The 5852-nt window shown below is 46.3% G+C and carries 7 protein-coding genes and 1 riboswitch; of the genes, 4 read left to right on the plus strand and 3 right to left on the minus strand.

Annotation, left to right across the window (positions count from 1 at the left end):
• From BLR11_RS13630 to BLR11_RS13640, 3 genes are all read right to left on the minus strand, one after another.
• On the minus strand, positions 1–235 hold a 235-nt coding region (locus BLR11_RS13630), incomplete at its 3' end, for a UPF0236 family transposase-like protein (protein WP_176763016.1).
• Positions 236–443: 208 nt separating this feature from the next.
• Positions 444–1661 carry a bifunctional 3,4-dihydroxy-2-butanone-4-phosphate synthase/GTP cyclohydrolase II gene (locus BLR11_RS13635; protein ID WP_091653195.1) on the minus strand — a complete coding sequence of 406 codons (1218 nt, stop codon included), beginning with the start codon at positions 1659–1661 and terminating at the stop codon, positions 444–446.
• 102 nt (positions 1662–1763) lie between these two features.
• Positions 1764–1883, minus strand: a riboswitch (FMN riboswitch).
• A 114-nt stretch (positions 1884–1997) separates the two neighbouring features.
• Positions 1998–3401: an FAD-binding oxidoreductase gene (locus tag BLR11_RS13640; RefSeq protein WP_091653197.1), complete on the minus strand. Its 1404-nt coding sequence runs from the start codon at positions 3399–3401 to the stop codon at positions 1998–2000.
• Positions 3402–3593: 192 nt separating this feature from the next.
• Between BLR11_RS13640 and BLR11_RS13645 the strand changes: the two genes are divergently transcribed.
• The 4 genes from BLR11_RS13645 to BLR11_RS13660 all read left to right on the plus strand — a co-directional run.
• Entirely contained in the window at positions 3594–3908 is a 315-nt protein-coding gene (locus BLR11_RS13645) for an FtsB family cell division protein (RefSeq protein ID WP_091653200.1), read from the plus strand.
• Positions 3909–4001: 93 nt separating this feature from the next.
• Complete coding sequence (locus tag BLR11_RS13650; RefSeq protein WP_091653203.1) at positions 4002–4469, plus strand: S1 domain-containing RNA-binding protein; 468 nt, start codon at positions 4002–4004, stop codon at positions 4467–4469.
• 108 nt (positions 4470–4577) lie between these two features.
• Positions 4578–5462, plus strand: a complete 885-nt coding sequence (locus BLR11_RS13655; RefSeq protein ID WP_091653205.1) for a Ppx/GppA phosphatase family protein — start codon at positions 4578–4580, stop codon at positions 5460–5462.
• A 157-nt stretch (positions 5463–5619) separates the two neighbouring features.
• Positions 5620–5852 (plus strand): UPF0236 family transposase-like protein (locus BLR11_RS13660; protein WP_176762940.1); only part of this gene is annotated, 233 nt, incomplete at its 3' end.

The raw sequence follows: 5852 nt of genomic DNA on the forward strand, positions 1-5852 counted from the left end.
GGCGCTGATAGGTAACGGTGCCGAATAGTCCTTGTATCGTACGGCGATCCCGTCGTTCAATCTGATACCCTTGGTGCTTGTACTGTTCCACTAATTCTGTATCCATCGTTTCTAACGCACACACCAGTGCCTCTGTGAAAACCCGCATAAACAGCTGCAATAATTTTGTTTCGCGTATGATCGCGGTATCGGATTCCTTTATTGTTTTGATAATTTCTGCTATAATATATTCCATGAGAAGACCTTCGGTTGTGATATATTTTGCTGGCTAGGCAATATATCTATTATCTAGGTCTTTTCTTTTTTTTGCAATATCTTACCGAGAACTATTTTACACTAAGACTGCACAGCGATATGCAAATACACTATATATTTTTTTTAAGATATAATAAAAACACGGTGTAACTGATTTTTAAGTTACACCGTGTTTTTGGATTGTTTTTTTAATCAATATTATTCAAAAGATGTCCCATTTTATTTTTCTTTGTTTCCAAATAAAATTCGTCGTGTTCCTGCGCTGCGATTTCAATGGGAACTCGTTCTTTGATTTCTACACCAAAGCCTTCGAGCCCGTATATTTTTTCCGGGTTATTGGTGAGGAGGCGCAGTTCTCTGGCACCGATGTCTTGGAGAATCTGGGCACCGATCCAGTATTCGCGCAGATCTGGGGCAAATCCCAGTTTTTCGTTTGCTTCTACGGTATCATAGCCTTGTTCCTGCAGGGCATAGGCTTTGAGTTTGTTGATGAGTCCGATGCCGCGGCCTTCTTGACGCATATAGAGGAGGATGCCGCGGCCTTCTTTGTCGATTTGTTTTAGCGCGGCCGCCAGCTGCTGGCCGCAGTCGCAGCGCAGCGAGCCAAATACATCCCCGGTCAGGCATTCGGAGTGGACACGGCAGAGTAGATTTTTACCGTCGCCGATGTCACCTTTTACAAGGGCTACGTGGTGTTCGCCGGTGAGGTCATTAATGTAGCCATAGATTTTGAAATCACCGAATTTTGTCGGCATTTGAGCGAGTGCTTCACGGACGACGTGTTTATCATGACGGCGGCAGTAGTTCTGCAGGTCATGAATGGTAACAAATTTCAAGTTGTATTTGTCAGCGACTTCCCAGAGCTGCGGGGTGCGCATCATGGTGCCGTCGTCTGCCATTACTTCACAGCATAGGCCGACTTGTTTAAGTCCGGCAAGGCGCAGGAAATCAACGGTGGCTTCCGTATGACCGTTGCGGGTCAGTACGCCGCCTTTGCGGGCAGTGAGCGGAAACATATGTCCCGGCCGGCGGAAGTCTGTGTCGGATACGCCGTCTTCTACTGTCTTGCGGGCCGTCAAGGCACGTTCTACGGCAGAAATACCGGTCGTCGTTGTTTTGTAATCGATGGATACGGTAAAGGCGGTACAGTGATTGTCTGTATTTTCACTGACCATTTGCGGTAATCCCAGCTTATGGGCATAATCCATGCTCATCGGCATGCAGATCAACCCTTTTGCCACGGTGGCCATAAAGTTTAAATTTTCTGTACTGCAATATTGAGCGGCGCAGATCAAATCGCCTTCATTTTCTCGATCGGGATCATCCGTTACCAAAATAACATGACCGGCCTGCAATTCTTCGATAGCTTCTTCCACTGTGTTATACTGTCTTTTTACATTTTTCATTACAGAATACCTCCTATACAATAAAGCCCTGACAGCTGCAATGCAGTATCAGGGCTTTGGATTTCACAGGCAATAATGCCGTCAATACGGCTGCCTAAAAAACGGTATCTTCTTTCATCCAGACTGTACTGTCGGTTTTGGACTTGCACCAAATCAACACGCTGTAACGCGTTCGCGGACTTTACCGCCGATCGGGAATTTCACCCTGCCCTGAAGATATAATATGCAATTATGCTACGCCCCTTATTATAAAGGGTAACTGCAGAAAATGCAATAGGGACGTGTATGAAAAAAAGAGTGTGTGCGGCAGCTCTGTTTTTCAAGAGGACGAGCCCTTTATTCGATATCGAAAATTTTCCCGGGATTTAATATATTGTTGGGGTCCAGTGTCTTTTTTATGGCTTTCATCCATTCCAATTCGTTAGGATCGGTGAATTCCTCCATCAAATGCTTGCGTTTATATCCGATGCCGTGTTCGCCGGACAGACGACCGCCGAGCGCATAAATCGTCTTATATAATTCCTGCTGCATATCCTTTACGTTTTTGTCCCAGACTTCATAGCTGAGCTCTTCATTTTTTATGATGTTCAGATGAATATTTCCATCACCGGCGTGGCTGGCGATACGGGTAATGAGATTATATTTTTTGGCCAGCAGGAGAATTTCATGCAGCAGCTGCGGTTCTTTATCGACAGGGGCGACAACATCCTCCTTGCAGACGATGAGACTTTCGGCACGGACCGCTTCGGCAAAGGATTTGCGCGCCCGCCAGATTTTTTCGGAATCAGCGACGAGGACGGAAGAAGAACCGTTTTCTGTGCAGATTTCATCCAAGGTGACGGCTTTATCATCCAAATCCTCTTCATTGATGCCTTCGACCTGGATAATAAGGTAATTTCCTTCTTCACTGCCTTGCAGTTTTTCGTTTAAATAGCGTTCGACAGATCGGATGGTAATGTTGTCCATAAACTCCACGCAAGTCGGCATGATGCCGGCTCTGATGACTTTGTTGACGACCCCGATAGCGTCTTCTACAGAATGGAATACAGCCAGCAGATCGAGCGTGAATTGTGGTTTGGGCAGCAGTTTTACCGTAGCTTGGGTGATGATGCCCAGTGTACCTTCAGAGCCGATGACCAGCTGATCCAGACAATATCCGGTAGACTGTTTCTGCAGCCGGGCCCCGAGATTCATGATGGTTCCCGTAGGAGAGACGATTTCGATGGCATACACTTGATGCCGGGTCGTACCATATTTGACAGCCCGGTTGCCGCCGGCATTCGTTGCGATATTGCCGCCGATAAAACAGGAATCGCCGCTGCAGGGATCGCCGGCATAAAATAATCCTTTTGCCTCTGCGGCTGCTTGCAGATCGGAAGTACGGACACCGGGTTCAACAACAGCATACAAAGCATCTTCGTTGATTTCCAGAATTTTATTCATTTTTTCCAAAGAAAGTACTAAGCCGCCGTAAATAGGAACGGCACCGCAGGCAAGGCCGGTACCAGCTCCTCTGGGTACGACCGGAAAATGGCGTTCGTTTGCCAGTTTGACCAAATCAGCGGTCTGCTGAGCCGATTCGGCATATGCTACGACCTCGGGCATATGGTGGTATGCCGGGTCTGTTACTTCGTCATGGGAATATGGCTGGATCATATCACTATCGGTAATAACATTTTTTTCTCCGACAATAGATTTGATCTTGCAGAGTGTTTCCTGACTGATTTCTTCATATTTCATGAAGCAATGCCCCCTTAAGTATCGTTTCTATTATTATAAGGAAGGTTTAGCCATTTTAAAAGGGGGCATTGCAAAATAATAATAACAATATAAAAGACAAAACAGCGTAAGAAATAAAAAAACCTTTAATTTAAATTATTTTCAAGGTATACTATATAGTAAGGACATGATAGAAAGGGGCTGAAAACGGTCGTGAGAACGGAAGCACAGCAGAGGACAGCCAGAAGACCCAGGCGGCGCAAAAAAAAGTCTTCCTTGAGTCTGTATAAGCTTGTTGTTATTGTGATTCTCCTTTTCGGTGGTCTGTTCATCAGTCTTAAAATGTATCAATTGTGGAAAATCCATCAAGATATGGAAATTACAGTGCAGCAGGAGAAGCAGCTGATAGAGGAACATCAAAAGCTGCAGCAGGAGAAGCAAAGTCTGGAGGATCCCGATGAGATAAGCAAACGGGCAAGAGAGCAGTTTGGTCTTGTAAAACCGGGTGAAATTCCCTATAAGCGATAACATTTTATAAATTACGGATTGAAATTTTCCGTTTTTATGATTATAATGTGGATAAATGCTTTATTTATATTAAGAGGAGGATAATTAATTAGCATGACAATCGAAGTAGGTAGTGTACTGGAAGGTACCGTTACAGGAATTACAAAATTTGGGGCTTTTGTTGAGCTTCCTGACAAGAAGGTCGGCTTAGTCCATATTTCGGAAGTAGCCAATGAATATGTAAAGGACGTACATGATTTCCTGAAGGTACAGGATAAGGTTAACGTCAAAGTTTTATCTGTTGACGATAAGGGTAAAATCGGGTTGTCCATTAAACAGACACAGCCTGCTCCAGAAAAAAAAGAATTTAAACCTAAAAGTGACTTCCGGCCGAAAGGTGAATTTAAGCCGAAAAATGATTTCCGCCGAAACGCTGGTTTTGACAGCCATCGTCCGCCGGTGCATTTGTCTTTTGAAGACCGTCTGAGCAAATTCCTCAAGGATAGCGACGAAAGATTGACGGATCTGAAACGCAACACAGAATCAAAACGCGGCGGCCGTGGTGCCAGACATGCTGATTAATATCGTATTCTGGGAATCAAAATGAATGCAGAGAGTATTCCTACGGGAGTACTCTTTTTGTGTTGGAAATAGAAAAAGACCGGGTACGGTCAGATCCGGAGGTGTTTTATGCAGCAATATACACAGGCTGTCATCGATATCGGGTCCAACTCGCTGCGGCTGATGAAAGGCTTCTGCGACGCCGACGGAAGGTGGCAGTTCAGTCCGAAGGAATTAGCGACGACACAGCTGGGAAGAGAAATGGATAAGACCGGATCGTTATCGCCGCAAGGGATCCGTGCATCACTGGCGGCGATGCGCCGCTGGCAGGAAACCTTGCCGGATATACCGGTTTTGGCGGTTGCAACTAGTGCTGTCCGGGAAGCGGCGGATGGGACTGCTTTTATGGAAGAAATAGGCAGGCGGTTTCATTGGAAGTGTCGCATTATTTCGGGAAAAGAGGAAGCTTCTTTGAGCTTCAGCGGGGCGGCCTCCTTGGCGGTACAGGGAAGCTATGCCGGTGTGCTGGATATAGGCGGCGGCAGTTCAGAGACGGCGCTGGGCAGGAACAAGGCCCTGTTATGGTCACACAGTTATCCCCTGGGGGCCGTGCGGCTGTCTTCGCCGGATGGCAGTTTTCGCGCCGGAGAAGTGGAAAAGATATACGAGCGATGCGAAGCAGCCTTTCTTCCCCTGCCGTACACGCCGGACATATGGATCGGCGTGGGCGGGACACTTACGTCCCTGGCGGCCATGGAACTTTTGCTGGAATCATATGATCCGCAGCAGGTCCACGGATATCTTGTGACTGCGGATAGATTGCGCCGTCGTATCGTACAGCTCCAATATATGACAGCCGAGGAACGAAGGCATATACCCGGACTGCAGCCTAAGCGGGCTGATGTCATTCTGGCTGGGCTGTATATAGCCGATGCCTTTATGCGGCATTATGGTGTCGCGGCGATCCAAATCAGCGAACAGGATTTGCTGGAGGGCGTATTTTATGCCCTATGAAATCCGTCGGGTTGCCTGCCGGAAACGGGAAGCGGAGAAGATCCGATGCAGCTTAGTGTAAAATAGTTCTCGGTAAGATATTGCAAAAAAAAGAAAAGACCTAGATAATAGATATATTGCCTAGCCAGCAAAATATATCACAACCGAAGGTCTTCTCATGGAATATATTATAGCAGAAATTATCAAAACAATAAAGGAATCCGATACCGCGATCATACGCGAAACAAAATTATTGCAGCTGTTTATGCGGATTTTCACAGAGGCACTGGTTTGTGCGTTAGAAATCATGGATACAGAATTGGTGGAACAGTACAAGAAACAAGGATATCAGATAGAACGGCGGGATCGCCGTACGATACAAGGACTATTCGGCACCGTTACCTATCAGCG

Origin of the sequence: Megasphaera paucivorans (genome assembly GCF_900103535.1) — a bacterium.
In the GTDB taxonomy this organism is placed as follows: Bacteria; Bacillota; Negativicutes; order Veillonellales; family Megasphaeraceae; genus Megasphaera_A; species Megasphaera_A paucivorans.